The 25581-nt window shown below is 76.2% G+C and carries 25 protein-coding genes; 10 read left to right on the top strand and 15 right to left on the bottom strand.

Translation table 11 applies throughout. The features are described 5' to 3' along the window. Positions 1-101: 101 nt before the first annotated feature. Positions 102-1175: a TIGR03885 family FMN-dependent LLM class oxidoreductase gene (locus ACFO3M_RS04655; protein ID WP_387986968.1), complete on the bottom strand. Its 1074-nt coding sequence runs from the start codon at positions 1173-1175 to the stop codon at positions 102-104. 405 nt (positions 1176-1580) lie between these two features. Here ACFO3M_RS04655 and malQ point away from each other — a divergent pair, with 405 nt between their 5' ends. Beyond that, entirely contained in the window at positions 1581-3470 is a 1890-nt protein-coding gene (gene malQ / locus ACFO3M_RS04650) for a 4-alpha-glucanotransferase (protein WP_387986965.1), read from the top strand. Positions 3471-3540: 70 nt separating this feature from the next. On the opposite strand, the gene ACFO3M_RS04645 is transcribed toward malQ, so the two are convergent. Then, positions 3541-6171 (bottom strand): ExeM/NucH family extracellular endonuclease, encoded by a 2631-nt coding sequence (locus tag ACFO3M_RS04645; RefSeq protein WP_387986962.1) that lies wholly within the window; start codon positions 6169-6171, stop codon positions 3541-3543. A 219-nt stretch (positions 6172-6390) separates the two neighbouring features. On the opposite strand from ACFO3M_RS04645, the gene ACFO3M_RS04640 reads away from it, so the two are divergent. Continuing rightward, positions 6391-6699 (top strand): hypothetical protein, encoded by a 309-nt coding sequence (locus ACFO3M_RS04640; protein ID WP_387986960.1) that lies wholly within the window; start codon positions 6391-6393, stop codon positions 6697-6699. A 70-nt stretch (positions 6700-6769) separates the two neighbouring features. Further along, complete coding sequence (locus ACFO3M_RS04635) at positions 6770-6970, top strand: hypothetical protein (RefSeq protein WP_387986958.1); 201 nt, start codon at positions 6770-6772, stop codon at positions 6968-6970. A 108-nt stretch (positions 6971-7078) separates the two neighbouring features. On the opposite strand, the gene ACFO3M_RS04630 is transcribed toward ACFO3M_RS04635, so the two are convergent. Next, positions 7079-8323, bottom strand: coding sequence for an MFS transporter (locus tag ACFO3M_RS04630; protein ID WP_387986956.1), 1245 nt, complete (start codon positions 8321-8323; stop codon positions 7079-7081). 33 nt (positions 8324-8356) lie between these two features. Here ACFO3M_RS04630 and ACFO3M_RS04625 point away from each other — a divergent pair, with 33 nt between their 5' ends. The 3 genes from ACFO3M_RS04625 (at position 8357) to ACFO3M_RS04615 (ending at position 9871) form a co-directional block, all read left to right on the top strand. Next, positions 8357-8770, top strand: a complete 414-nt coding sequence (locus tag ACFO3M_RS04625; RefSeq protein ID WP_387986954.1) for a hypothetical protein — start codon at positions 8357-8359, stop codon at positions 8768-8770. Between the two features lie 62 nt (positions 8771-8832). Next, entirely contained in the window at positions 8833-9642 is an 810-nt protein-coding gene (locus ACFO3M_RS04620) for a DUF998 domain-containing protein (protein ID WP_387986951.1), read from the top strand. Positions 9643-9682: 40 nt separating this feature from the next. After that, entirely contained in the window at positions 9683-9871 is a 189-nt protein-coding gene (locus ACFO3M_RS04615) for a hypothetical protein (RefSeq protein WP_387986948.1), read from the top strand. On the opposite strand, the gene ACFO3M_RS04610 is transcribed toward ACFO3M_RS04615, so the two are convergent. Together ACFO3M_RS04610 and ACFO3M_RS04605 are read right to left on the bottom strand one after the other, a co-directional pair. Further along, entirely contained in the window at positions 9862-10776 is a 915-nt protein-coding gene (locus tag ACFO3M_RS04610) for a DMT family transporter (RefSeq protein ID WP_387986945.1), read from the bottom strand. The genes ACFO3M_RS04615 and ACFO3M_RS04610 overlap by 10 nt on opposite strands. A 100-nt stretch (positions 10777-10876) precedes the next feature. Continuing rightward, positions 10877-11629 carry an SDR family oxidoreductase gene (locus ACFO3M_RS04605; protein WP_387986944.1) on the bottom strand — a complete coding sequence of 251 codons (753 nt, stop codon included), beginning with the start codon at positions 11627-11629 and terminating at the stop codon, positions 10877-10879. A gap of 86 nt (positions 11630-11715) precedes the next feature. Here ACFO3M_RS04605 and ACFO3M_RS04600 point away from each other — a divergent pair, with 86 nt between their 5' ends. Then, the gene (locus tag ACFO3M_RS04600) at positions 11716-13302 is read left to right on the top strand and encodes a helix-turn-helix domain-containing protein (RefSeq protein ID WP_387986943.1); all 1587 of its coding nucleotides are present in this window, start codon (positions 11716-11718) and stop codon (positions 13300-13302) included. 63 nt (positions 13303-13365) lie between these two features. Here the strand turns inward: ACFO3M_RS04600 and ACFO3M_RS04595 are convergent, their stop codons facing one another. Further along, complete coding sequence (locus ACFO3M_RS04595; RefSeq protein ID WP_387986940.1) at positions 13366-14124, bottom strand: SDR family NAD(P)-dependent oxidoreductase; 759 nt, start codon at positions 14122-14124, stop codon at positions 13366-13368. 144 nt (positions 14125-14268) lie between these two features. Between ACFO3M_RS04595 and ACFO3M_RS04590 the strand changes: the two genes are divergently transcribed. Beyond that, complete coding sequence (locus ACFO3M_RS04590; protein WP_387986939.1) at positions 14269-15165, top strand: polysaccharide deacetylase family protein; 897 nt, start codon at positions 14269-14271, stop codon at positions 15163-15165. 6 nt (positions 15166-15171) lie between these two features. On the opposite strand, the gene ACFO3M_RS04585 is transcribed toward ACFO3M_RS04590, so the two are convergent. Genes ACFO3M_RS04585 through ACFO3M_RS04575 form a run of 3 tightly spaced genes read right to left on the bottom strand, consistent with a single transcriptional unit; the run spans position 15172 to position 17592 of the window. Further along, entirely contained in the window at positions 15172-16203 is a 1032-nt protein-coding gene (locus ACFO3M_RS04585; RefSeq protein ID WP_387986938.1) for a heparan-alpha-glucosaminide N-acetyltransferase domain-containing protein, read from the bottom strand. A gap of 32 nt (positions 16204-16235) precedes the next feature. Further along, positions 16236-16979 (bottom strand): DUF5995 family protein, encoded by a 744-nt coding sequence (locus ACFO3M_RS04580; protein ID WP_387986935.1) that lies wholly within the window; start codon positions 16977-16979, stop codon positions 16236-16238. Between the two features lie 37 nt (positions 16980-17016). Next, positions 17017-17592, bottom strand: a complete 576-nt coding sequence (locus ACFO3M_RS04575; protein WP_387986932.1) for a TetR/AcrR family transcriptional regulator — start codon at positions 17590-17592, stop codon at positions 17017-17019. 83 nt (positions 17593-17675) lie between these two features. On the opposite strand from ACFO3M_RS04575, the gene ACFO3M_RS04570 reads away from it, so the two are divergent. Further along, the gene (locus ACFO3M_RS04570; protein ID WP_387986929.1) at positions 17676-18554 is read left to right on the top strand and encodes an SDR family NAD(P)-dependent oxidoreductase; all 879 of its coding nucleotides are present in this window, start codon (positions 17676-17678) and stop codon (positions 18552-18554) included. Here the strand turns inward: ACFO3M_RS04570 and ACFO3M_RS04565 are convergent. Beyond that, positions 18536-20449 carry a PucR family transcriptional regulator gene (locus tag ACFO3M_RS04565; RefSeq protein WP_387986926.1) on the bottom strand — a complete coding sequence of 638 codons (1914 nt, stop codon included), beginning with the start codon at positions 20447-20449 and terminating at the stop codon, positions 18536-18538. The two genes, ACFO3M_RS04570 and ACFO3M_RS04565, sit on opposite strands and share 19 nt — an antisense overlap. Positions 20450-20741: 292 nt before the next feature. On the opposite strand from ACFO3M_RS04565, the gene ACFO3M_RS04560 reads away from it, so the two are divergent. Next, positions 20742-21731 (top strand): oxamate carbamoyltransferase subunit AllH family protein, encoded by a 990-nt coding sequence (locus ACFO3M_RS04560; protein ID WP_387986923.1) that lies wholly within the window; start codon positions 20742-20744, stop codon positions 21729-21731. Positions 21732-21863: 132 nt separating this feature from the next. Here the strand turns inward: ACFO3M_RS04560 and hisG are convergent, their stop codons facing one another. From hisG to ACFO3M_RS04535, 5 genes are all read right to left on the bottom strand, one after another. Then, positions 21864-22730, bottom strand: a complete 867-nt coding sequence (gene hisG / locus ACFO3M_RS04555) for an ATP phosphoribosyltransferase (RefSeq protein WP_387986921.1) — start codon at positions 22728-22730, stop codon at positions 21864-21866. A gap of 31 nt (positions 22731-22761) precedes the next feature. Beyond that, a complete protein-coding gene (locus ACFO3M_RS04550; RefSeq protein WP_387986919.1) occupies positions 22762-23025 on the bottom strand; it encodes a phosphoribosyl-ATP diphosphatase in 264 nt (87 codons plus the stop codon). Beyond that, positions 23022-23549: a 6,7-dimethyl-8-ribityllumazine synthase gene (ribH, locus tag ACFO3M_RS04545; RefSeq protein WP_387986916.1), complete on the bottom strand. Its 528-nt coding sequence runs from the start codon at positions 23547-23549 to the stop codon at positions 23022-23024. The genes ACFO3M_RS04550 and ribH overlap by 4 nt, the downstream gene beginning before the upstream one ends. A gap of 76 nt (positions 23550-23625) precedes the next feature. After that, positions 23626-24948, bottom strand: coding sequence for a bifunctional 3,4-dihydroxy-2-butanone-4-phosphate synthase/GTP cyclohydrolase II (locus tag ACFO3M_RS04540; RefSeq protein WP_387986914.1), 1323 nt, complete (start codon positions 24946-24948; stop codon positions 23626-23628). Continuing rightward, positions 24945-25580 (bottom strand): riboflavin synthase, encoded by a 636-nt coding sequence (locus tag ACFO3M_RS04535; RefSeq protein ID WP_387986910.1) that lies wholly within the window; start codon positions 25578-25580, stop codon positions 24945-24947. The genes ACFO3M_RS04540 and ACFO3M_RS04535 overlap by 4 nt, the downstream gene beginning before the upstream one ends. Position 25581: the final 1 nt, after the last annotated feature.

Below are 25581 nucleotides of genomic sequence, written 5' to 3'. Positions count from 1 at the left end.
GGTGGGGTCTCGCTGGACCCGCGCTCCTCCCGGAGTCGATCACCGGCTGCGTGTCCGCGACACGCGCCGACACGCCGTCGGGAGCGGCACGGACCCGATCGTCAACGCGCGGGGGGCCGGCCCTCGGGGAGCACGGTGGGCGCCCCGGGCTCGGGCTCCTGCCGCGGACGGCGCGGCCCGCCGGGACCGTCGAGCGCCACCGCCGGCTCGGGCTCGGTGACGCCGAGCTGCGGCAGCACGTGCTCGCCGAACGCGTCGAGGAAGGGCCGCTGCTCCTTGCCCACGTGGTGAAGGTAGATCTCGTCGAAACCGAGCTCGACGTACTCCGCCAGCCAGGCGGCGTGCTGCCCGAGGTCGGAGCTGACCCGCACCGCGCCCTCCACCGCCTCCTGCGGTGTGTACGCGCTGGCCTGCTCGAACGCCTCCGGCCCGTCGAGGTCCCAGCACAGCGGCGGCGGGAAGGTGTTGGTGAACCACTGCTCGTGGGCGATGGCTCGCGCGCGCTCCGGGTCGGGGTCCCAGCACAGGTGGACCTGCAGCACCAGCCGGCCCTGGCCGCCGGCGTCCCGGTAGGCGCCGACGAGCTCGCGCAGGGTCTCGTGCGGCTGGTTGATGGTGATGAACCCGTCGGCCCAGTCGGCGTGCCGCCGCGCCGTCGGGACGCTCATCACCGGGCCGATCAGCGCCGGCTGCTGCTCGGGCAGCGACCAGATGCGCGCCCGCTCGACGGCCACGAGGCCGCGGTGGGTGACCTCCTCGCCGGCCAGCAGCGCCCGGATGACGTCGACGCACTCGCGCAGCCGCGCGTCGCGCACCCGCTTGGGCGGCCACGGCGTGCCGGTGATGCGCTCGTTCATCACCTGCCCGCTGCCCAGCGCCATCCAGAACCTGCCGGGGAACATCGCCGCCAGCGTCGCCGCACCCTGCGCGATGACCGCCGGGTGGTACCGCTGCCCGGGGGCGTTGACCACCCCGCAGGGCAGGCCGGTGGTGGCGAGCGCGGCGCCGAGCCACGACCAGGCGAACCCGGAGTGCCCCTGGTTGGAGTTCCAGGGCGCGAAGTGGTCCGAACACATCGCCGCGGTGAAGCCCACCTCCTCCGCGTGCTGGACGGCGGCCAGCAGATCGGCCGGGTGCACCTGCTCGTGCGAGTTGTGGAAGCCGATCACGGTCACCGGTCGTGCCTACCGCAGCCGGGGCCGCCCGGCCAGGCGACGGCCCAGCTCAGCCCGGCAGCCCAGCCCAGCAGCCCAACCCAGCAGCCCGGCCACCCGCGCGGGGTCCGTGGCGACGTCGAGGTGTGCGCCGCGGCCGTCGCCGGCGACCGGCCGGCCGCGGGCCCGGGCGGCCGCCGGGTCCTGCACCAGCCCCCCGGAGGTCGGGGACGGCGGCCCTGGCGCCGCGGGCGCGCAGCTCCGCGGCGAGCGGGCCGAGCACCGCGGGGCCGGGCAGTGGTGGGTGCACGAGCAGCCAGTCCACGGGCCCGGCCTGCCGCACGCGGCGGGAGCGGTGAGCGGGGTAACCGGCACCACTGCGTCCCCTGCGCTGCGATCACCCCCGCGCGCCCGGAGGATCGGGGGGTGACACGCACCCCCGACACCGACCGGTGGGGCATCGACGCCACCTGGCTCGACGCCCTCGACGAGGAACACGAGGTCGCCCAGGCCACCATCGACCGCCTGCGGGAGGTGATCGGCGAGCCGCCGGAGGACCTCGAGCACCGGGCGCCCATCGTCGCCCGCCCCGGCGACGTCCTGGAGGTCGACGAGGCCGAGGTGACCCTCGAGGACGGGTCCACCCGGCACGTCGACGGCGAGCTGCCCGCCGACTTCCCGCTCGGCTACCACTGGCTGCAGGCGCCCGGCGGCCCGCGGCGCCGGCTGATCGTGTCCCCCGGCCGGTGCTGGCTGCCCGAGGACCGCGCGTGGGGCTGGGCGGTGCAGCTCTACGCCACCCGCAGCCGCGGCAGCTGGGGCATCGGCGACCTCGCCGACCTGCGCGCCGTCCGCGAGATGGCCGCCGGCCAGGGCGCGGGCTTCGTGCTGATCAACCCGCTGCACGCCGTCGCGCCGACGCCGCAGCAGGAGGCCAGCCCCTACCTGCCGGCCACCCGCCGCTTCCGCAACCCCGTGTACCTCCGCGTCGAGGAGGTGCCCGGCGCCGACCGCCTCGACCTCGACGGCGACGCCGGCCGCGCCCTGTCCGAGGGCGACCTGATCGACCGCGACGCGATCTGGGCCCGCAAGCGCGAGGCGCTGCGCCGGGTGTTCGACGCCACCGGCCGCGACGACCCCGCCTTCCCCGACTGGTGGTGGCACCAGGGGCAGAAGCTGCAGGACTGGGCCACCTGGTGCGCCCTGGCCGACGTCCACGGCCCCGACTGGCACACCTGGCCCGAGGAGCTGCGCGACCCGCGCAGCGGCGCCGTCGGCTCCTTCGCGGCCGAGCACGAGCGCGACGTCGCCTTCCACGCCTGGCTGCAGTGGTGCCTGTCGCTGCAGCTCGAGCGCGCCACGGAGGGCATGACGGTCATCCAGGACCTGCCCATCGGCGTGGCCGGCGGCGGCGCCGACGCCTGGACCTGGCAGGGGGTGCTCGCGCAGGGCGCGACCGTCGGGGCGCCGCCGGACGAGTTCAACGCGCAGGGCCAGGACTGGGGCTCCCCGCCGCTGGTGCCGTGGCGGCTGCAGGAGTGGGACTACGAGCCGTTCGTCGAGTCCATCCGCGCGACGATGGCCGGCGCCGGCGGCCTGCGCATCGACCACGTGATGGGCCTGTTCCGGCTGTGGTGGGTGCCCTCGGGCGGCAGCGCGGCCGACGGCGCCTACGTGCGCTACCCCGCCGAGGACCTGCTGGACATCGTGGCGCTGGAGAGCCACCGGGCGCGGGCCGTCGTCGTCGGCGAGGACCTCGGCACGGTCGAGGACGGCGTCCGGGAGGCCATGGCCGAGCACGGCATCCTCAGCTACCGGCTGCTGTGGTTCGAGGACGACGACCCCGCCGAGTGGCCCGAGGAGGCCATGGCCGCGATCACCACCCACGACCTCCCCACCGTGGCGGGACTGTGGACCGGGGCCGACGTCGAGGAGCAGCGCGAGCACGGCACCGGCAGCGACGAGGAGCTCGAGCGCGGCCGGCGGTCGCTGCTGGAGCGGCTGCCGGGGCTGCGGAGGAACGCGAAGCCGGAGACGGCGGTCAAGCGGGCGCACGAGCTGCTCGGGCGGGCGCCGTCGCTGCTGCTGTCGGCCACCCTCGACGACGCGCTCGCCGTCCGCCGCCGGCCCAACATGCCCGGCACCACCGACCGGCCCAACTGGTCGCTGCCGCTGCCGGTGCCCGTCGAGGAGCTCGCGGGGCACCCGCTGCTGCAGGAGGTCGCGCAGACCCTCGCCGCGGGCGTGCTCGCGACGACCGACCCCGAGGAGGACGCGATCGGCGAGCAGGCCGGCGGGGAGGCCCGCCGGGACTGACCGGCCCGCGGGACGAGTCCGGCGCGGCACCCGCTCGGGGTGCCGCGCCGGACGCGTTCTCAGCCGCGGATCAGGACTCGCGGCCGTCCTGCTCGCTGCTGCCGGTGCCACGGCCCTGGGTCAGGACGTCGCCCCCGCCGGGACCACCGACGAGCGTGTCGTCGCCGTTCCCGCCGGCGAGCGTGTCGAGGCCGAACCCGCCGAGCAGCACGTCGGCACCGTTCTCCCCGGAGAGCGTGTCGTCGCCGGCGCCGCCGCAGACGACGTCGTCGCCGTTGCCGCCGCTGATGGTGTCCTCGCCGCCGAGACCCATGATCACGTCGACGCCGTTGGTGCCGCGCAGGACGTCGTCCCCGGGGGTGCCGGTGATGGTGGGCCGCAGGCCGTTGCAGCGCTCCTGCAGGTCGATCCCGACGACCAGCGGGTCGTGGTCGCTGGAGCGGTAGGGGTCCGGCGCGTACAGGGCCGGGTCACCGGTGTACTGGTAGGCGAACGACTCGACCGAGTTGATGTTCCAGTGGGCCGCGTCGGTGACCTTGTCCGCCAGCGACGCCGTGGCCAGCGCGTGGTCGAGCGAGCCGGAGAGCTCGTCGTACACGTAGCTGTACCGGCCCGGGTCGAGCGCCTCGCCGAGGTCGGTGAACCCGGCCTCGCGCAGGACCTCGATCGGGTCCTCCTGCGAGTAGGCGTTGAGGTCGCCCTGCAGGATCACATCCGGGTCGCCGGTGCTCCGGGCGAGCTGGGCGGCGAAGGCTGCCACCGACCGCGCCTGGCGGACGCGGTCGCCGTTCCACTCCCCCTGACCGTCACCGGTGTCGACGTTGTCGCCGGTCGGGTCGCCGGGGCTCTTGGACTTGAAGTGGTTGGCGACCACGGTGAACGCGTCACCGTCCTTGACGAAGGTCTGGGCCTGCGGCTCGCGTGCGTTGGACCACACCGCCTCGTCGACCAGGCCGACCGGGTCACCCACCGGCTGGACGACGTCGTTGCGGTAGATGACCGCGTTGCGGATGACGTCGCGGTCGACGGCGTAGAGCTCATCCGGCATCGGCACGTGGCTCCAGACCGGCGAGCCCTCCGCGGCGTTGAGCCGACGGACCAGGTCGGCCAGTGCCGTGTCCGCGTTCCCGGGGGTCAACCCGGTGGAGTCGGTGTCCTCCATCTCGAGCAGGGTGACGACGTCGGCGCCGAGACCACGGATCGCCGCGACCTCCTTGGCCGCCTGCTCCTCGAGCTCGGTCTGGTCGGCGGCACCCCGGCCCTCCCCGCCGAAGGTCAGGAAGTAGTTGAGCACGTTGAACGTGCCCAGCCGGACGTCGCCGCCGACCGGCGCCGGAGCGGCGGGGCGCGTGTTCTGCGGCGCGAAGACGTCGGCGGCGGTGCCGTCGGCCGGCTGCAGGCGGTAGGTGCCGAAGCCCTCGCCGAGGACCAGCGACTCCTGGAGACGCAGCTGGTCACCGACCCGCACCGGGGTGGTGGGCGACAGGTGGGGCCGCGTGGTCACCGTGACGCGAGCACTGACGCCGTCGTCGAGGGTGATCTTGCGGGCGGCGTTGTCCGCCGCCACGGCCTCGGCTGCGTCGGAACCCGGGCGGGCGATCTCCGTGGGCTGCACCAGCACGCCACCCGCGGAGAGGGTCAGCTCGCCGTAGCTGGTGAGGTCGTAGACCTCGCTGACGGTGAGCTGGTCGGCCGGGGCGACGCGCATGCCCTCGAGCCGCTCGCGGGTAGCGGCGTCGGCAGGCAGGTCGAGCGGGGCGGCCGGCGGCAGGCTCGCCGCGGTGCCGTCGGCGCAGACCGCGACGTCGGTGCGCGCGGCGATCTGCGTCTGGCCGCTGTACTCCTGCACCTGGCCGGTCACGGCGATGGTGTCGCCGAGGTCGACCGCCACGGGGCTGAAGACGAAGACGCCGTCGGAGGTGGCGGCGCTGCCGTCGCCGTCAGCGTCCTGCAGATAGAAACCGGACAGACCCGGGACGTCGCCAACGACCACGCCACGCACGGTGACCGTCTGCCCGGTGATCGGGCTGGCGGCGCCGTCGCCCTGGACAGCGCCGATCTCGTGCGTGGGCGTCGCGTCGCAGACGCCGGTCGTCACGGGCGGCGGCGTCGCGGGTGCGGCCGCGTTGACCGCGCCCTTCGACGTGGTCGCGGGACCCGCCCACACCAGCGCGTCACTGGCCGCGTCGTAGGTCCGCGAGAGCGACTGCCCTGTGGGCTCGGTACCGGCCTCGCTCACCCCGATCCCCGTGCTGAGCATGCCGCTCGCCGGGCCGGCCGTCGCCGTGAACTGGCCCTCGTAGGACAGGAACTCGAGGACCTCGGTGCCGCGCACGAGTGCCACACCGTCAGGGGAACCGTTCTGGATGCCGCTGGTCGGCCCGGCGACGACCGCGACCGCGGGCCCGTCTGGAGGCGCGGTGACCGACGGGACGTCCAGCGTCGCGTACGAGGCTCCCCCACTGCCGTTGTAGAGGACGACCGAGAGCCCCGCTGAACTCATACCGGCCGGGATGTGGATCTCGACGAACTCGTCGGCGTCAGCGCCGGCGTTGTCGTAGTGGATCTCGGAGATGAACGGGGCGGTCGGCGCGGCCGCGGAGGCGGTGGCCGGGAGACCCACGACGGCGACGGCCACGGCAGCGGCGCCGAGTGCCGCCCGGCGCGCGAGCAGGCGCCGGGAGCCGGTTGATGAGAGCACGGAGGACCCTTCGGGCAGGTGCCAGGACGTGAGCGACGCTAAGCAGTCGCGGTGCACACTCCAACAACGATCAGTGACGAGTAGGTGACTCCCCGCACGGACTGTGACCGGGATCACCGACGTGTCGGCGTGTCGCCGAGTCGACACGCCGACACGGCGACACGGCGCCCGCAGCTCGCCGTCCGAACGCGTGTTCGACCACCGTGTCAGACTGCCCGGGTGGCAGGCGGGATGCAGCGGGGCAGGTCGCGGCCGTCGCTCGGCGAGCGCGCCGCGGACTCCGGCGTCGCGCCGGCCCCGCCCCCGGGGGCACCGCCGCCCCGGCCGCCTGCGAGGGAGCCGGCGGCGGGCCGGCACTGCTGGGTGCTGACCCCGCCCGGTGCGGACGGGACCGTCCCCGGCCTGCTGGTGGAGTGGCGCCAGTCCGCCAGCGGCTGGCAGGGCCGGGTCGCCTACGCCGTCCCCGGGCCGCACGGCCCGGTGCTCGTCGAGGCCTGGTTGCCGGCCGGGTCGCTCGAGCAGCGCTAGGGGTTTCCCGCCCCCTTCGACGGCTATGGCCTCCGGGACCGATCGACGACGACGCAGCGGAGGCACTGCGATGACCGAACCCGACCGCCCGACCCTCGACGACGTCATGGACACCGAGGAGTCGGCGCCGCGCGACCGTCAGCAGCACGGCAAGACCGACCCGCGGCCCGACGACGACTGGCTGCAGCACCGCACCGAGCAGGAGCGGCAGGCCGTCGGCTCCGACGACGCCGACCCGGCCGGCGCGGAGTTCCACTCCGCCACCGACTGAGGGAGGACCCTCCTGCTCCCGACCCCTCGCTGGGCTCGCGCGGGTCCCTGCAGGAGGGCCGCACAGCCCGTCATCTCCCGGGGGCGGGTGCCGGACGGCACCCGCCCCTCAGCCCCGGCCCGGCGCGCTGCTGCGCCCGAGCAGCAGGGCCAGCACCAGGGCCCCGCCGATGCCGGTGCCCGCGACCACCACCGCGCCCGGCCACCCCGCCGCCGCCCAGGCCCGGCCGGCCAGCGTGCCGCCCACCGACGAGCCGACGTAGTACCAGAACGAGTACAGCGAGGCGGCCTGGCCGACCGGCCGCTCCCCCAGCGCCGCCCGCGCGGCCACCCAGCCGCTGGCCACGCCGTGCGCGGCGAAGAAGCCGACCGTCAGCACCCCCAGGCCCGTGACGACCAGCGCCAGCGGCGCGGCCAGGGTCAGCGCGAGGCCCGCCGCGGTCACCGCCAGCGCCACCGGGACCACCACCCGCCGCCCGGCCCGCTCGGCCAGGCCCCCGGCGACCGGTGACGCCACCGATCCCAGCAGGTAGGTCAGGAACACCAGCCCGGCCAGCGCGGGCGACAGCCCGTACGGCTCGGCCTCCAGCCGGAACGTGCCCGCGTTGTAGACCGCCACGAACCCGCCCATCAGCAGCGCCGCCAGCCCGTAGAGACCCAGCAGCACCGGGTCGCCGAAGCCGCGCGCGAGCTGGTGCAGCACCGGCGTCTCCCGCGGCACCGCGACGAACCGGCGCGAGTCCGGCAGCAGCACCCAGACGGCGACCGTGCACGCCACCGCGAGCCCGGCGATGCCGCCGACCGCCGCCCGCCAGCCGCCGAGGTCGGCCAGCGCCCCGGCGACCACCCGGCCGCTGAGCCCGCCGATCGCCGTGCCGCCGACGAACAGCCCGATCGCCCGCGAGCTCACCGAGGCGTCCAGCTCCTCGCGGAGGTAGGCGACGCCGACGGCGGGCAGCCCGGCCAGCGCGAACCCCTGCAGGCCGCGCAGGACGAGCAGCGCCTCCCACGCCGGCGCCGCCGCGGTCAGCACCGCCAGCCCGCTCGCCACCGCCAGCGCCGCCCGCAGCACCGGCCGGCGGCCGATCCGGTCCGACAGCGGGCCGAGCACGAGCAGCCCCAGCGCCAGCCCCGCCGTCGCCACCGAGACCGACAGCGTGGCCGCGGCCGGCGACACGGCGAAGGCACGGGTCAGCTCGGGCAGCAGCGCCTGCGGGGCGTACAGGACGGCGAACACGGCGACGCCGGCGAGGAACACCGCTCCCGACGCGCGGCGCAGGCCCGCGTCGCCGGCCCGGTGCCCCGGCGGCAGCGGCTCCTCCCCGCCCGGCGCGGCGGCGGGCGGGGGCGGCACGCGCCCATCGTGCCCGGCTGCTGGGATGGGCCCGTGCCCCGCCTCCGGCCCGCCGACGTCGCCTGCTGGGTGGTCAAGACGGCCCGGCCGCCCGAGGCGGTCGTCCCCGGCTGGCGCCCCGGGGAGCAGGCGACGTTCTCCCGCTGCCTGCGCCGTTCCTACCGGCTCGGGCTCATGCGCCCCGGCGACCCGTGCCTGCTGTGGCTGAGCGGTCCCGACCGCCCGGGCGTGCACGCGACCGGGGAGCTCGCCGGGGAGGTCGGCGAGGACGCGGGCGGGCCGGTCGTCGTCGTCCGGCTCACCCTGCTCGCGGCCCCGGTGCCGCGCGGCGACCTGCTGGGCGACCCCGTCACCCGCGACGCCGAGGTGCTCCGCATGCCCGCCGGCAGCAACCCCTCCTACCTGACGCCCGCGCAGCACGCCGCCGTCCTCGCCCACCTCGGCTGACCCGCCGCCCGCGCGCGCGGGCGGCAGGGGCGGGCACGGGACCGGCTGGGACCATGGGCCGCATGCCCGGCAAGCGGATCACCTGGGGTGCGGTCGCCTGGCTGCTGACCCTGCAGTTCTTCGTCGTCGAGACGGTCGTGCAGCTGCGGTCGGTGCTGCCGTACTCGCGCTCGGCCGACACCATCAGCGCCCTCGGCGACGCCACCCAGCCGGCGCACGCGCTGATGAACGCCTCGTTCGTGGTGCAGGCCGGGCTGATCGGCGCCGGGGCGGTGGCGCTGCTGCCGGTGCTGCGCGGGCGGGCGGCGCGCCCGGCGGTGGCGCTGCTCGGCGTCGCCGCGCTCGGGGTGCTGCTGGTCGGCGTCTTCCCGAGGCTGACCTCGCCGAGCCTGCACACCGCCGGCACGGTGCTGTACCTGGTCGGCGGCGGCCTCGGGCTCATCGCGCTGGCCTACGCCGTGCGGCCGTGGTCGGAGGCGCTGGGCACCACCGTGGTCCTCCTGGGCCTGTTCGCCACCGCGATGACGGTCTTCTACGGCGCCGGGGTGGTCGAGCTGCTCGGCGAGGGCGGCACCGAGCGCGCCGCGGCGTACGTGCTGCCCGTCGGGCTCGCGCTGGCCGGCGCGGGGCTGTGGTGGCTCAGCCGGACCCGCGCGGAGCCCGACACCGGCCGCCCGACCCGGCGGCAGCTGCGGGCGCAGGAGCGCGAGCGGGAGCGGCTGGAGCGGGCGCAGCGCGCCGCCGAGCGGGACGACGCGCTCGAGGCCGCCGCCCGCCGCGCCGATGCGACCCGGGAGACCCCGGCCGACGCCGACGACGACCTGGACCCCGACGACCCGTGGGCCGGCCCCCGCCGGCGCCGGGAGCGCTGACCCGCTCGCGGGCGTCCGGGGGTACGGCCACGATGGGCTCGTGACCGCCGAGGAGGTGGGCCCCGAGCACCGCGCCGACCTGGTCGCGCGCACGCGGGCCACGGGCCTCGAGCCGTGGGCGCCCGGCGAGCACGGGCACCGGGTGCGGCTGATCCCCACGGCGGTCACCGGCCGGCGGATCGTGCCCGGGGAGCTGCCGCCCGCGGTGGACCCCCGCGCCTACCTCTGAGCGGCCGCCTCCAGCACCGGCTCCGGCTGCCGCACCGGGCCGCGGCGCCGGGACAGCGCCACTCCCGCCAGGCACACCGCACCCCCGGCGACGGCGAGCGCCGGCGGCACCTCGTCCAGCAGCACCCACCCGAGGACGACGACCAGCGGCGGCACCAGGTACGTCGTGACGCCGAGCCGGCCGGCCTCCGTGCGGGCCAGCGCGTAGGCCCAGGTGCTGAACGCCAGCGCCGTCGGGACGACGCCCAGGTAGACCGTCCCCAGCACCGAGGACGCTGGCGCGGCGGCCAGGTCGGACACCAGCGCCCCGGCCCACGGCAGGCAGCACGCCGCCCCGATCGCGCAGGCGGTCGCGGTCACCTGCAGCGGCGGCAGCCGGCGCAGCACCGGCTTCTGCGCCACCACGCCGACGGCGTAGGTCACCGCCGCGACCAGGCACAGCAGCACCCCGACCAGGTCGCCGCCGCTCCCCCGGCCGGCCGCCCCGATGAGCAGCACCCCGGCGAAGGCGACGGCGAGGCCGGCGACCAGCCGGCGCGGGAAGCCCTCGTGCAGCCACACCCCGGCGAGCACCGCGATCAGGATCGGGCCGATGTTGACCAGCATCGCCGTCGTCCCGGCGTCCAGGTGCCGCTCGGCGGCGTTGAGGGCGACGTTGTAGACGGCGAACCAGCCGACCCCGCAGACCGCCAGCAGCCCCCACTCGCGGCGGGTGGGGGCGACCCAGCCGCGGCCGAGCGACAGCAGCGCGAGCACCGCCGTCCCGACCAGCAGCCGCCCCAGCGCCAGCGCGCCCGGGGACAGGTCGGCGCCGACAGCGCGGATGCCGATGAAGGCCGAGGCCCAGGCGAGGACGGTGACGGCGACGGCGGCGAGGACGGGCAGGGACACCGGGCGGGCGGGCACCAGCCGACCGTAGGGGCCGCGCGTGCCCGCACACCGGCGGTTTCCGGACCTCGCCCTCGACCTGGCGCTCCCCTTGCGGAGATCGGCAGGGACGGCGCGCTCAGCTCCGGAGGTGCTCGGCGTAGGTGACCCGCCCGCGCGCCGCCTGCGGGCCGGGGAGCACGCCGCCCTCGCGGAAGGCGGCCGACAGCCGGCCCGGCAGCGGGGTGGCCACCACCCGCACCGAGGGCTCGCGGGCCGCCACCCACGCGTGGGCGAGGTCGGCGGCCGAGAGGTCCTCGGGCCCGCCGAACTCGACGACCTCCCCGCCGGACGGGGCCCCGGCGACGACCTCGGTGAGGAACCCGGCCGCCTCCCCGACGTCGACCGGCGCGGCGCTCCAGCCCATCGGCACGATCAGCACCGGCCCGCGGCGGGCGGTGCCGAGCATGTCGTCGACGAAGTCGTGCCACTGGGTGATCCGCACGATGGTCACCGGCAGTCCCGAGGCCAGGGCCACCTGCTCGGCGGCGAACTTGGCCCGGTAGTAGTTCCACGGCACCCGGTCGACGCCGACGATCGACACGTGCACCAGGTGCCGCAGCCGGTCACGGTCCAGCGCCTGCACCAGCCGCCGGGTGCCGGCGACGTCGACCTGCCACGGGTTGCCCCGCGGGTCGGTGGCGGCGTGCACGACCACCTCGGCGCCGCGCACCGCCGTCGCGAGGTCCCGGCCGGTGGCCAGGTCGGCCCGCACCCCTCCCGGGCCGGTCCCCCGCCTCGACACCTGCCGCACCTGGTGCCCCGCCGCCTGCAGCGACGGGACCAGGACCCGGCCCAGCCTCCCCGTACCTCCGGTGACCACGACGTCCATGGGTGCAGTCTGGCCGGACCGGTCCTTCCCGTTCCACCGGCGTGCCGCAGCAGTCGTATCTCACGTGCGAGATACCGTTCCCGACCGTGACGGCGACCGAGCTCCCGGCCGAGACCACGACCACCCCCCTCTCCCCCGCCCCCTCCTCCGCGGCCAGCGCCATGCAGCGCATCGGCCTGCTGGTCCGCGACGCCCGTCGGCACCGCGGGCTGACCCAGCAGCAACTCGCCGAGCGGCTGGGCACCAGCCAGAGCGCGATCGCCCGGATCGAGCAGGGCGGGCAGAACCTCACCCTCGACCTGCTCGGCCGGCTCTCCGAGGCGCTCGAGAGCGAGCTGATCAGCGTCGGCCCGGCCGGCCCCACCCACCTGCGGGTCACCGGCGGCACGCCGCTGCGCGGCAGCGTGACGGTGAAGTCGTCGAAGAACGCCGCCGTCGCGCTGCTGTGCGCCGCCCTGCTCAACCGCGGCCGGACGACGCTGCGCAACGTGGCCCGCATCGTCGAGGTGGACCGGATCCTCGACGTGCTGCGCTCGATCGGCGTGGCGGCCACCTGGGACGGGACCGGCCGCGACCTGACCCTGCAGGTCCCCGACCAGCTCGACCTGGCCGGCATCGACGCCGACGCCGCCCGCCGGACGCGCAGCATCATCATGTTCCTCGGCCCGCTGCTGCACCGGGCCCGCTCGTTCCGGCTGCCCTACGCCGGCGGCTGCGACCTCGGCACCCGCACCGTCGAGCCGCACATGATCGCGCTGCGCCCGTTCGGCCTGGACGTCGAGGCGCACGCCGGTGAGTACCACGCCACCGTCGACCCGCGGGCCACCGCGCGGCGCACCATCGTGCTGACCGAGCGCGGCGACACCGTGACCGAGAACGCGCTGCTGGCCGCCGCCCGCACCGAGGGCACCACGGTCATCCGCAACGCCAGCTCGAACTACATGGTCCAGGACCTGTGCCTGTACCTGCAGCTGCTCGGCGTCGACGTCGAGGGCCTCGGGACGACGACGCTCACCGTGACCGGCCGGGCGGTGCTCGACGCCGACGTCGACTACACGATCAGCGAGGACCCGGTCGAGGCGATGAGCCTGCTGACCGCCGGCATCGTCACCGAGTCCGAGCTGACCGTCCGCCGCGCGCCCATCGAGTTCCTCGAGATCGAGCTGGCGGTGCTGGCCGAGATGGGGCTGCGCTACGAGCTGTCGCCGGAGTACCTGGCCGACAACGGGCACACCCGGCTGGCCGACGTCACCATCCGCCCGTCGCAGCTCAAGGCCCCGATCGACAAGATCCACCCGATGCCGTTCCCGGGCCTGAACATCGACAACCTGCCGTTCTTCGCGGTCATCGCCGCCTCGGCCACCGGCTCGACGCTCATCCACGACTGGGTCTACGACAACCGCGCGATCCACCTGTCGGACCTGACCCGGCTGGGCGCCGACGTCCGGCTCATGGACCCGCACCGGGTGCTCGTCACCGGCCCGACCCGCTGGCGCAGCGCCGAGGTCGTCTGCCCGCCGGCGCTGCGGCCCGCGGTCTGCATCCTGCTGGCGATGCTGGCCGCGCGCGGCACGTCGGTGCTGCGCAACGTCGACATCATCGCCCGCGGCTACGAGCACCTCTACGAGCGCCTGGTCGAGATGGGCGCCTCCATCGAGGTCTTCTCCGACTGAACGCGGCACCGGGAGCCGTCCGCACGTGTCGACGACCGGCACGTGCGGACGGCCTCCCGTGCCTCAGCGCTCCTGGGCGGTGGGGCGGACGAGGACCTCGTTGACCGCCACGTGCGGCGGCTGGCTGACGACGTAGGTGATCGCCCGCGCGACGTCCCCGGCCTGCAGCGGCGTCATCTCGGTGTACATCCGCACCGAGGCGGCCTTGGCGTCGGGCTGGGTGATGTGGTCGGTGAGCTCGGTGGCCACCGCGCCCGGCTCGACGAGGGAGATCCGCACGCCCCGGGTGGTCACCTCCTGGCGCAGCGACTCGCTGAAGGCGTTCACCGCCCACTTGCTGGCGTTGTAGACGCCGGCGCCCTTGCGGGCGGTGCGGCCGGCGACGCTCGAGACGTTCACGACGTCGCCGGAGCCCTGCTCGACCATGCCGTCGATCGCCGCGTGCGTCATGTACATCAGGCCGAGCACGTTGGTGGACAGCATCCGCCGCCAGTCCTCGACGTCGGCGCCGACGATCGTGCCGAGCAGCATCACGCCGGCGTTGTTGACCAGGACGTCGAGCCCGCCGAGCTCCTCCCGGGTCCGGGCGACGGCGGCCCGGCAGGACGCCTCGTCGGTCACGTCCAGGTCGAGCGTCAGCACGCGGGCGCCGTCGTCGCGCAGCTTCCCCGCCAGCGCGTCGAGCCGGTCGGCCCGGCGGGCACCGATCGCCACGGCGGCGCCGGCCTCCGCGAGCGCGACCGCGGTCGCCTCCCCGATCCCCGACGACGCCCCGGTGACCAGGGCGACCCTCCCGGACAGTGGTCGGCCGGCGTCGGTCATGCGGTCCTCCTCCCGCGCCGCACCGTGCGGCACCCCGGCCAGCCTGCGCCCGCCCGCGCGATCCGGCAGCGCGGACCACAGCGGAACGAGACCGGTCGCTCCCGGTGGTTCCCAGCGCCCCCGCCCCGGGTCTAGGACCTCTCCATGACGACGCGACGCGGGTTCCTCCTGGGCGCCGGAGCGGGCGCGGCCGGACTGGCGGTGGGCGCCACCGGCGGCGTGCTCGTCGCGACCGAGGACGACGAGGTCCGGCGCCGGGCGACGGCGCGCGCCGAGGAGCGCTTCTTCGAGGCCGCCGGCGCGGCGGACGAGGGCGAGGGCGTCGCCCGGCTCGGCACCCGCCGCGTCGTCTGGAACACCACGGTCTCCGAGCCGGTCGCGGCGATCACCTTCGACGACGGGCCGACGCCGGAGTACACCCCGCGGATCCTCGACGCGCTCGACCGGGCCGGCGTCACCGCGACGTTCAACGTCATGGGCTGGAACGGCGTCCACCACCCCGACGTGCTGCGCGACGTCGTCGCCGCCGGGCACGAGATCGGCAACCACACCTGGACGCACCGGGACCTCACCACGCTCACCCAGCAGGAGACCCGGGAGGAGATGGTGCGCTGCAAGGACGAGATCGAGGCCCTCCTCGGACAGCCGTTCACCAGCTTCCGGCCGCCCCGCGGTGAGCTCACCGGCTACGCGCTGCGCATCGCCGCCGAGCTCGGCTACGACACCTTCATCTGGTCGGTCACCCGCGGCCCGGGCGACCGGAAGGAGGTGACCGAGATCGAGGACTACATGGGGCAGACCGTCACCGCCGGGGACGTCCTGGGCCTGCACGACGGCATCGGCCGCGGCACCTTCGACCCGCGGGCCGCCTTCGCCGTCGCGCTGGCCGAGCGGCGCGAGCTGGAGGTGCGGGCGCTGCCGTCCGCGCTGCAGCAGGTCGCCGACCGCGGCATCACCCTGGTCAGCGCCAACCGGCTGCTCGAGCGCAGCGCGGTCGAGCCGGTCGGGGGCAGCCCGCCGCCGGCGCCGGACGGCGACTGAGCGGCCTCAGACCCGCACGACCACCCCGCGGCGCAGCAGCGCAGCGCACAGCGCCCACGTCACCACGATCGAGAGCACCGGGTAGAGCCAGGCGGACACGGCCGCCCCGGCGACCGCGGTGACCCAGCCGTCGACCGCCGGCTGCACCCCGGGCGAGAGGACCGCGCGGAACACGACCTCGGAGAAGACGAACGCGACGATCGCCTCGATCCCCAGCACCTCGAACGGCCGGAACGGGCGCGCCGTCCCGCGCTCGTCGACCAGCCAGTGCAGCAGCGCCAGCGCCAGCAGCGCGATGCCGCCGGTGACCAGCACGAACGACGGCGACCACAGTCGCTTGTTCACCGGCACCAGCGGGCCGAGCGCCGCGCCCGCGGCGACCAGCGCGGCACCGCCCGCCGTCAGCCGGACCAGGGCCGCCCGGCCCGCGCCGGACCGCAGTGCCCGCCCGGCGAGCACGCCGAGGAAGACGGTCACCGCGCCACCCAGGTAGGAGTGCGGCGCCTCGGCGGAGAAGCGCAGGCCGAGGGCGGCGTCCACGGCGTGCCCCCACGACCGGTCGGGGCCGTCGCCCAGGACGACCGTGAGGACGCACAGCCCCGCCAGCACCCCGGCGGCGACGGGCACCTGCGCCGGGCGGGGCAGCCGGAGCAGCGCCCAGCACAGCAGGTAGGCCCCCGCGACGTGGCCGAGGACGCCCAGCCCGGCGGTCGGCGAGCCGTACTTGACCGTGACGACGAGCCAGCCGAGGACGGCGAGCTTGGCCACCCGGGCCAGCGCGGCCCGGGGCCGGGCGGACCGCCGGGAGAACGGCACCGACACGCCCACCACCAGCAGGAAGACCGGGAAGACGACGTCGGCGACGTGCAGCCCGTCCCACGCCACGTGCTCGAGCTGGTCGGGGATCGCGGCGTTGCCGCGGTTGTCGACGAGCAGCATGCCGACGACGGCGAGCCCGCGCAGCACGTCGACCCCGCGCAGCCGGGGTCGCGGGTGTGCGTCGACCTCCTCGCCGGGGACCTCCGGTCGCGCCGCCACGTCCCCACGCTAGGACGGCGCCGCCCCGGCCCTCATCCCTCCGGCAGGACGACGCCGAAGCCGCGCACGGCCAGCCGCAGCAGCACCGGCCCGCCGCGCTGCAGGTCGGTCACCCGCGCGGCCGCCGCGGCCTCGAGCTGGGCCACCCGGCAGGCCAGCGCCTCGGGCCCGTGCAGGCGCGCCCGGTGCAGGACGGTCGTGTTGCCCCACACCCGGCGCCGCGACTCGCGCAGCAGCGCCCGGGCCGCCGTCCGGTTGAGCCCGGCCAACACCCGGTCCACCGGCGTGCGGCGGCTGCCCGCGGCCTGCAGGGCGAGGTCCTCGGCGGCCACCCGGCCGGCCAGCACCTCGTCGATGCGCTCGTGGTCGCGGCGGCGGGAGTCCAGCAGCGGCGGGTCGGCGAAGTCGGCCGGGCCGATCACCCGCACCAGCGACTGCGGCAGGTCGAAGTTGATGTGCGCGTTCATGCCGAGCAGCACGTGCGCCTCCGGCCGGGCGGCCGGGTCGGTGCCGAACGCGGCCCGCCACGGCGCCGGCGGGGTGGCCGGGTCGCGGCGGTGCGCCTCCAGGGCGTCGAGGTACAGCCCGGCGAAGTCGACGTCCCACGCGGTCACCCAGTCCGGGTCCTCGAACCGGCCGGCGTCGATCGCCGCGTTCACCGCCTCGGTGGTGCGCAGGTAGGTGCCGAGGAAGTGGCGGGCCGGGTCGCCGGCGGCGACCAGGTCGTCGAGCAGGTCCTGCATGCGGGCGACGAGCTCGTCCACCGGTGCGGTCACGCCCGCGATCGTCCCCGCGCCGCCCGCCCGGCGCAGGTCAGGCCTCCAGGAGGCCGGGCAGCCGGTCCAGGGCCGCCGTCAGCAGGTCCGGCAGGTCCCCGGCCTCGCCGGCCAGCCAGCCGGCCCGGGCGACCTCGAAGCAGGCGACGACGAGCTTGGCCAGCAGCAGCGCGTCCCCGGCCGGGACGCCGCGGGCGGCCAGCCCGTCGGCGAGCGCGGCCTCCCAGCGGCGCAGCTCGGCCGCCGCCCGCGACCGCAGCGCCGGCACACCGGCCACCACCTGCTCGCGGGTGAGCAGCAGGTCGCGCAGCGGGGCGACCCGACCGGCGATCGCGACGGCGGCCGTGCGCAGCGCCGCCCACGGGGACAGGTCGGGCGGGGCGTCGGCCACGGCCGTCGCGGCGGCGGCGAGCAGGTCGTCCTCGAGGCCGAAGAGCAGGTCCTCCTTGTCGGCGAACAGCCGGAACAGCGTGCTGCGCGAGACGTCGGCCGCCGCCGCCACCTGCCCGGTGCTCGTGGCGGCGTAGCCCTGCGCGGCGAACAGGGCGACCGCGCGGCGGGTCACCTCGGCACGCAGCCGCCGGCGCCGTCGCTGCGCGGCCGTCTCGGTCACCGCCACCTCCTGTTGACACGGCGTCCCATCCTGGCACAGAGTCCCACATCGGGACGCCGTCCCGCGAGGCCCCGGGAGGCACGATGGGCGACATCCGCACGGCCCTGGTCACCGGGGCGACGTCGGGGCTCGGGCGGGCCGCCGCCGGACACCTGGCGGCCACCGGGCAGTGGCGGCTGCTGCTCGGCGCCCGCGACGCCGCCCGCGGCGCGGCGGTGGCCGCCGAGCTGGGACCCCTGGCCGAGGTGGTCGACCTGGACCTGGCCTCCCTCGGTGCCGTCCGGGCGGCCGCGGCCCGCGTCGCCGCCGGCGAGCCGCTGGACGCGCTGGTGCTCAACGCCGGCGTCCAGCTGCCGGTCGCCGACGAGGCGAGCGCCGACGGCCACGAGCTGACCTTCGCGGTCAACCACCTCGCGCACTTCCTGCTCACCGTGGAGCTGCTGCCGCACCTGGCGCCGGGCGCGCGGGTGGTCGTGGTCGGCAGCGGCACCCACTGGGGCACCTGGCGGAAGTCCGGGCCGTTCCCGGCGCCGCGCTGGGCCGACCCGCGCGAGCTGGCCCGCCCGCGCCGGGAGTCCGGGCAGCGCGCCTACGCGACGTCGAAGCTCGCCAACGTCCTCTTCGGCGCCGAGCTGGCCCGCCGGCACCCGGAGGTCGACGTCGCCGTCTTCGACCCCGGCCTGGTGCCGGGCACCGGGCTGCACCACCGGTACCCCGCCCCGGCCCGCGCGGTCTACACCGGCCTCGCGCCCCTGCTGGCCCGGCTGCCGTTCGCCTCCGGCGTCGACGAGGCGGCCGCCCGGCTCGCCGCCGCGGTCACCGGCCCGCCGGGCACCAGCGGGCGCTACCTCGAGCGCGGCGTCGAGGCGCCGTCGTCGCCGGACAGCCGAGACCCCGGCCGCGCCCGGGAGCTGTGGGAGGCCAGCCTGGAGCTGACCCGGCCTCAGACCAGCGCGTCGTAGCCGTCGTCGGGGGGCAGCAGCCCCGAGTCGACCGGCGGGCGGTGCGGCTGGTCCAGCCCGCGCATGCGCGCGGCGTGCAGCGCCAGCAGCAGGTTCAGCCGCAGCGTGGGATCGGTGGTGAAGGGCCCGAGCAGCCGCTCGAGCTTGCCGATCCGGTAGCGCATCGTGTTGTAGTGGAAGTGCAGCCGACGGGCGGACTCCGCGACGTTGAGGTTGGTCTCCAGCAGCACCCGCAGCGTCTCGCGCAGGTCCGCCGAGTCCGGATCGGCGGCGTCGGCCAGCGAGCCGAGCACCTCGTCGACGTAGGAGCGCAGCTCCGTGCTGTCCGGGATGAGCGACAGCAACCGGAACACCCCGAGCTGGTCGAAGTGGGTGACCGCGGCCGCGCCGTGGATCTCCTGCCCCACGCCGAGCGCCCGCTGCGCCTGCTGGTGCGCCTCGCCCAGCGCCGAGATCGACTCCGCGGGGCGGCCGATGCCGGTGCCGAGCACCCGGCCGACCCGGCGCACCCGCGCGTTGACCCGCGAGGTCACCGCGGTGACCAGCGAGGTGATCTCCTCCGGCGTCCGGCCGTCCAGCGGCAGCACCGTGACGATCTCCGTGGACAGCCCCGCCACCGCGGCGCCGCTCACCTCGGTCTCCAGCGCCGCCCGCCAGCCGTCGGCCAGCCGGTCCAGGACGTCGAGGGCCCGGGTGGGGTCGGCCGCGGGGTCGGCGGCGGTCTCGGTGGCGGTGACCAGGACGACGACGGGGCCGTCGAGCCGCCAGCCGAAGGAGCGGGTCTGGGCCAGCGCCCGCTCGGTGTGCCGCAGCGAGCCGCCGACCAGCCGGCGGACCAGGTCGCCCTGGAAGCGCAGCTCCACCGAGTGCACCGCCTGCTGGCGGATCACCGACAGCGCCGAGACGACGGCGGCCCGCTCCAGCACGCCGCCGGCGCCGACCACCATCTGGCCGCTGCGGTGCACCGCGACCAGCCAGCCGTGCCGCTGGTCGCCGGCCATGATCGGCGCGACCGCGTACTCCCCCACCCCGCCGGGCAGCTCGTGGTGGCCGGGGACGAGCAGGATGCCGTCGGCCGGGGACAGGTCGGCGTCGGCGAGCACGTCGGCGGGCGTGACGACGGTCTGGTCGGCGCGCACCCCCGACAGCCGGTGGGCCGGCGCCATCATGGCCAGCTCGTCCTCGGCCTCGGCGTCGAGCAGCCACAGCCAGTCGCTGATCTCGGCGACGTCGGCGGGCGGGCCGGCGCTGGTGACGATCTCCCGGTCGGGGCCGAGCCCGAGGACGGCGGCGCCCTCGAGGTAGGTGGCCAGCTGCTCGGTGACCTCGGCCAGGCCGCCGCCGCTCAGCGCGACGTCGATGAACTGGTCGTGCATGCGGGCGGAGACGGCCAGCGCCTCGCCCTGCCGGCGCACGACCGCGCCGAGCACCTCGGAGACGGCCTCGTCCATCCGGACGGTGGCCGGCAGCGCCACCACGGGGAACCCGTGCCGCTCGGCCTCGGCGAGCACCTCGGCCGGCACCGCGGGCGGCCCCTCGGTGCGGCGGAAGGCCAGCGCGGCGGCGCCGACCTGCAGCAGCCGGTCCACCAGGGCGCGGCCGGCGGCGGCGTCGGCCGGGGGCAGCCGGGCGCCGAGGACGACGAGGACGTCGGGACCGGCGGTGGCCAGCGGGGCCGACGGGTCGTCGACGACCATGTGCCGGACGACGCGGCCGGTCCCGGAGCGCCCGGCGACCACCTCGGCGCCCACCAGGCGGGGCAGGCGCAGCGCCTCGTCCAGGCGCAGGCCGACGCGGTCGCGCCACCCGGCGCGCTCGTCGCGGGCAGGCAGGGCGCGGGACGGAGAGGGGTTCTGCCACCCGTGGGGCAGCTGCAGCGGCGCAGTCGGGTACATCGCCGAAGTCATCGGCGTATCACTGTGAGTCACGACTCGCCCTCCTCCTCACCCGTCGTCCTTCTCGAGTTGCGGGAAAATGGCAGGTGTGCCTGGACGGGCACCCCCATTCTTGGCCACATTCGCCATAAGAGGACGTGCGACGCGCCGCATAGCTTCGAGCCAGTCGGACCGTCCGCTGGATGGTAGGCGCTCCCCCCAGGTGGTGCGTCTCACCCTCCGACGGCCGGTCCGAGGGGCGGGAGTCGAGCGGAGGGTCGCTCCCGCTGTCCGACGGGGAAGGGCTGCACACATGCGCACCATCGACCACTCGACCACCGGTTCTCCGACCGCACCGGGGCGCGCCGCCCGTGCCGGCGTCCCGACGATCCCCCTGCCCCGCTCGTCGGCGCAGGAGACGCTGCGGACGGCGTCGCCGGCACGCGCCGCCTCGGCGGTCCCGGCCTCGGCCAGCACCGGCGTGGCCGACCTGCTGCGCGGTCCCGTCCGCCCCGCGCGGGTGCTCATGAGCATGCCCGCCGCGGTGTACCTCCAGGTGCCCACCGAGCGCGGCACCGACGTCGTCGGTGTGCTCACCAGCGACGCCGCCCGCCTGCCCCTGGGCTGCGTCCTCTTCCGGCCCAGCAACGGCCGTCCCCTCGTCGCGCTGCCGAGTGGTGCGCCCGCGGAGGTCGGTGGCGGCCGGATCGTCGTCGGCGACCTGGTCGTGCGCGCCGCGGCGTGGTGGGACCCGCGGCCGCGGCTGCCCAGCCCGCGTCCGGCGCTGCTGCCCGAGGGCGTGCGCCAGCTGCGCACCACCCTCTACGGCGAGGGCGTCCCGCACAGCGCGTTCACGCTGCCCGGCCTGCCCGCCGGCCCCGGCGGCCCGCTGGCCGCGCTGCGGGGCGCGGTGCGCCGGGCCGACCTTGACGCCGCGCTGCGCACCGCCGCCCGGCTGATCGGCCTGGGCCCCGGCCTCACCCCGGCCGGCGACGACGTCATGGCCGGCACGATGGCCGGCCTGGTGCTGCTGCGGCACCCGGCCGCCGAGCGGTTCGCCGCCGGTGTCTACTCGCTGGCCGCCGGCCGCACCACCGAGCTGTCCCGGGCGCTGCTGCGGCACGCCGCGGCGGGACGGGTCAGCGGCGAGTACGCCGCGGTGCTGCAGGGCCTGGTCGGCGAGCGCCCGCTCGGCCCGGCCATCGAGGGCCTGCTGGCCACCGGCTCCACCAGCGGCCGCGCCATGGCGCTGGGCCTGTGCACCGCGATCGACCTGGTCGACCGGACCACCCGCGCCCGCTGACCGCACGACGACCCGACGGCGGCCCCCTCCCCACCCGGGGAGGGGGCCGCCGTGGTGAGGTGCGGGAACGGCCACCCTCCAGGGTCCCGCCGCCTGCGCTCGCGCGGCGTGGGCGGAGGGGCGGTCCCCCGTCTAGAGACGGCAGGCGTGGATGCTCGTGACCAGGATGGCGCGGGCGCCGAGTTCCCAGAGCTCGTCCATCACCCGGTTGGTGTCGGACTGGCGCACCATCGCGCGCACCGCCGACCAGCCCTCGGTCTGCAGCGGGCTGACCGTCGGGCCCTCCAGGCCGGGGGTGAGCTCGGTGGCCCGGGCCAGCAGCTCGTTCGGGCAGTCGTAGTCGAGCAGCACGTACTGCCGGGCCACGAGGACCCCGCGCAGCCGCCGCCGCAGCTGGGCGACGGCGGGGATCTCCTCCGAACCCTCCCGGCGCACGAGCACCGCCTCGCTGGTGAGCACCGGCTCGCCGATGATCCGCAGGCCCGCGGCGCGCAGCGTCGTCCCGGTCTCGACGACGTCGCACACCGCGTCGGCCACCCCGAGGCGGCAGGCGGTCTCCACCGCGCCGTCGAGCTTGACCACGCCGGCCTTGATCCCCGACTCGTCGAGGTACCGCTGCAGCAGCACCGGGTAGGCGGTGGCGATCCGCCGTCCGGCCAGCTTCTCGACCGAGTCGATGCCCGACTCGACGGGGCTGGCGAACCGGAACGACGAGCGGCCGAAGCCCAGCGGCATGACCTCGACGGCGGTCGGGCCCTCGCCGTCGGCCGGCGCGGTCTCCAGCAGCATGTCGCGGCCGGTGATGCCGACGTCGAGGGTGCCGGCGGCCACGTAGACGGCGATGTCGCGCGGGCGCAGGTAGAAGAACTCGGTGTCGCTCTCGGGGTCGTAGACCGCGAGGTCCTTGGTGCTGCGCCGCTGGCGGTAGCCGCTCTCGGCGAGCATCGCGGCCGCGGGCTCGCTCAGGACGCCCTTGTTGGGCACGGCGATGCGCAGCACTGTGTGTCTCCTGTGGGTCGACGGCGGTGGTTCAGAGGTGGGTGTAGACGTCGTCGAGGGTCAGCCCGCGGGCGAGCATGAGGACCTGCACGCGGTAGAGGAGCTGGCTGATCTCCTCCGCCGTCCGCTCGGGCCCCTCGTGCTCGGCGGCCATCCAGGACTCCGCCGCCTCCTCGACCACCTTCTTGCCGGCGGCGTGCACGCCGTCGCGGACGGCGGTCACCGTGCCCGAGGCGGGGTCGCCCGCGGCGACCTTGGCCGACAGCTCGGCGAACAGTTCGTCGAAGCGCTTCACGCCAGCCCCTGCCCGACGGCCGGGGTGGCCTGGAAGCCGGTGGCGTGCCGCGGCCCGCGGAGGCCGCGGAGGGTGAGCGCGGTGGCCAGTGCGGCGACGGCGGCCTCCCAGCCCTTGTCCTCGGCGGAGCCGGGCAGGCCGGCGCGGTCGCGGGCCTGCTCCTCGGTGTCGCAGGTGAGCACGCCGTTGCCGACGGGCCTGCCGGCGTCCAGCGCCACCCGGGTGAGGCCCGCGGTGACCGCGTCGCAGACGTACTCGAAGTGCGGGGTGCCGCCGCGGATGACCACGCCGAGCGCGACGACGGCGTCGTGCCGCTCGGCCAGCGCCTGGGCGACCACCGGCAGCTCCACCGCGCCCGGCGCCCGGACGACGGTCGGCCGGTCGATGCCGCTGGCGCGGGCGGCCTCGACGGCGCGGGCGAGCAGCGCGTCGGTGATCTCGGCGTGCCAGGTGGTCGCGACGATGCCCAGCGTCAGCCCGGCGGCGTCGACCGCGCCGGCCTCGGGGCGTCCCTGCCCGCTCACGCCGCCTCCTCGCCGACGGTCACCGGCCGCGTGCGCGGACCCGCTGCTGTGCCCCTCGGTGGACTCGCCGGCTCGTTCACAGCCGCTGCTCCCTCTGGCCCAGGGGGACGTCGGTGCCCGGGACGGTGGCGTGCTCACCGGTGGGGACGTCGGCGGGGCCGGACTCGGTCTCGGGCTCGATGATGTCGAGCAGGTGGCCCATCCGGTCGCGCTTGGTGCGCAGGTAGGACAGGTTCTCGGCGGTGACGTGGCTGGGCAGCGGCACCCGGCCGGTGACCTTGAGGCCGTAGCCCTCCAGGCCCGCGCGCTTGGCCGGGTTGTTGGTCAGCAGCCGCATGGTGTGCACGCCGAGGTCGACGAGGATCTGCGCGCCGGTGCCGTAGTCGCGGGCGTCGGCGGGCAGGCCCAGGTCGAGGTTGGCGTCGACGGTGTCCACGCCGGCGTCCTGCAGCTGGTAGGCCTGCAGCTTGTGCAGCAGGCCGATCCCCCGGCCCTCGTGCCCGCGGATGTAGAGCACGATCCCGCGGCCCTCGTGCGCGACGGCGGCCAGCGCGGCCTGCAGCTGGGGGCCGCAGTCGCAGCGCAGCGAGCCGAAGACGTCGCCGGTGAGGCACTCGGAGTGCACACGCACCAGCACGTCCTCGCCGTCGCCGATGTCGCCGTAGACGAAGGCGACGTGCTCGCGCTCGTCGTAGGAGCTGCGGTAGCCCACCGCGGTGAAGGTGCCCGGCGCCAGCGGCACGGTGGCCTCGGCGACCCGCTCGACCAGTTTGTCGAACCGCTTGCGGTAGGCGATGAGGTCGGCGATGGAGATCAGGCACAGGTCGTGCTCGTCGGCGAAGACCCGCAGCTCCTCGGCGCGGGCCATGCCGGTCGGGTCCTTCTCGCTGACCAGCTCGCACAGCGTGCCCGAGGGGCGCAGGCCGGCGAGGACGGCGAGGTCGACGGCGGCCTCGGTGTGCCCGGGTCGGCGCAGCACGCCGCCGTCCTTGGCGCGCAGCGGCACGATGTGGCCGGGGCGGGCGAGGTCGGCCGAGGAGGTGTCCGCGGCGGCGAGCAGCCGGATGGTGTGCGCGCGGTCGGCGGCGGAGATGCCGGTGGTCACGCCCTCCCGGGCGTCGACGGTCACGGTGTAGGCGGTGCCGCGGCGGTCCTGGTTGACCCGGAACATCGGCGGCAGGTCCAGCCGGTCGGCGTCGGCCTCGGTGACCGACACGCAGATGTAGCCCGAGGTGTACCGGACCATGAAGGCCACCAGCTCGGGCGTGGCGAGCTCGGAGGCGAAGATCAGGTCGCCCTCGTTCTCGCGGTCCTCGTCGTCGATGACGACGACGGGGCGGCCGTCCTTGATCGCCGCGATGGCGCTCTCGACGGTGTCCAGGCGGACGGTGCCGCTCATCGGCGCGCTCCCAGCAGGCGTTCCACGTACTTGGCGATCACGTCGACCTCCAGGTTGACCGGGTCCCCGGGGGCGCGTCCGCCCAGCGTGGTCTCCCGGAGGGTGGCGGGGATGAGGCTCACCTCGAACCAGGGCCCGGGGTCGTCGGCGGCGCTCAGCGCGCTGACCGTGAGCGAGACGCCGTCCACGGTGATCGAGCCCTTCTCGACGACGTAGCGTGCCAGCTGCGGCGGCAGCGCGACGCGGACGACGTCCCAGCGCTCGCCCGGCGTGCGGGACACGACGGTGCCGACGCCGTCGACGTGGCCCTGCACGACGTGCCCGCCCAGGCGGCCCCCGGCGGCGACGGCGCGCTCGAGGTTGACCGGGTCGCCGTCGCCGAGGGTGCCGAGGCTGCTGCGGCGCAGCGTCTCGGCCATGACGTCGGTGGACCACACCTGGTCGCCGTCCGGGCCGGGCTCGACGCCGGTGACGGTGAGGCAGACGCCGTTGACCGCGATCGAGTCGCCGAGGCGCACGTCCTCGAGCACGCGGCGCGCGCGGATGCGCAGCACCGCGGCGTCGCCCGTCGGGCCTCCCAGGTCCTCGCGTGCGGCGAGGGAGCCGACCTCCTCGACGATGCCCGTGAACACG

This window comes from Geodermatophilus arenarius, assembly GCF_042654585.1.
GTDB classification, from domain to species: Bacteria; Actinomycetota; Actinomycetes; order Mycobacteriales; family Geodermatophilaceae; genus Geodermatophilus; species Geodermatophilus arenarius.
This window is presented reverse-complemented; position numbering and strand designations above follow the sequence as displayed.

Excerpts from the sequence above, each read along its gene's own strand:
- ACFO3M_RS04635 (WP_387986958.1), top strand. The coding sequence starts at position 6,770 with ATGACCGAACCCGACCGCCCGACCCTCGACGACGTCATGGACACCGAG.
- ACFO3M_RS04540 (WP_387986914.1), bottom strand. The coding sequence starts at position 24,948 with ATGAGCGGCACCGTCCGCCTGGACACCGTCGAGAGCGCCATCGCGGCG.
- ACFO3M_RS04590 (WP_387986939.1), top strand. The coding sequence starts at position 14,269 with ATGACGACGCGACGCGGGTTCCTCCTGGGCGCCGGAGCGGGCGCGGCC.
- ACFO3M_RS04570 (WP_387986929.1), top strand. The coding sequence starts at position 17,676 with ATGGGCGACATCCGCACGGCCCTGGTCACCGGGGCGACGTCGGGGCTC.
- ACFO3M_RS04560 (WP_387986923.1), top strand. The coding sequence starts at position 20,742 with ATGCGCACCATCGACCACTCGACCACCGGTTCTCCGACCGCACCGGGG.
- ACFO3M_RS04605 (WP_387986944.1), bottom strand. The coding sequence starts at position 11,629 with ATGGACGTCGTGGTCACCGGAGGTACGGGGAGGCTGGGCCGGGTCCTG.
- ACFO3M_RS04620 (WP_387986951.1), top strand. The coding sequence starts at position 8,833 with ATGCCCGGCAAGCGGATCACCTGGGGTGCGGTCGCCTGGCTGCTGACC.
- ACFO3M_RS04595 (WP_387986940.1), bottom strand. The coding sequence starts at position 14,124 with ATGACCGACGCCGGCCGACCACTGTCCGGGAGGGTCGCCCTGGTCACC.
- ACFO3M_RS04565 (WP_387986926.1), bottom strand. The coding sequence starts at position 20,449 with ATGTACCCGACTGCGCCGCTGCAGCTGCCCCACGGGTGGCAGAACCCC.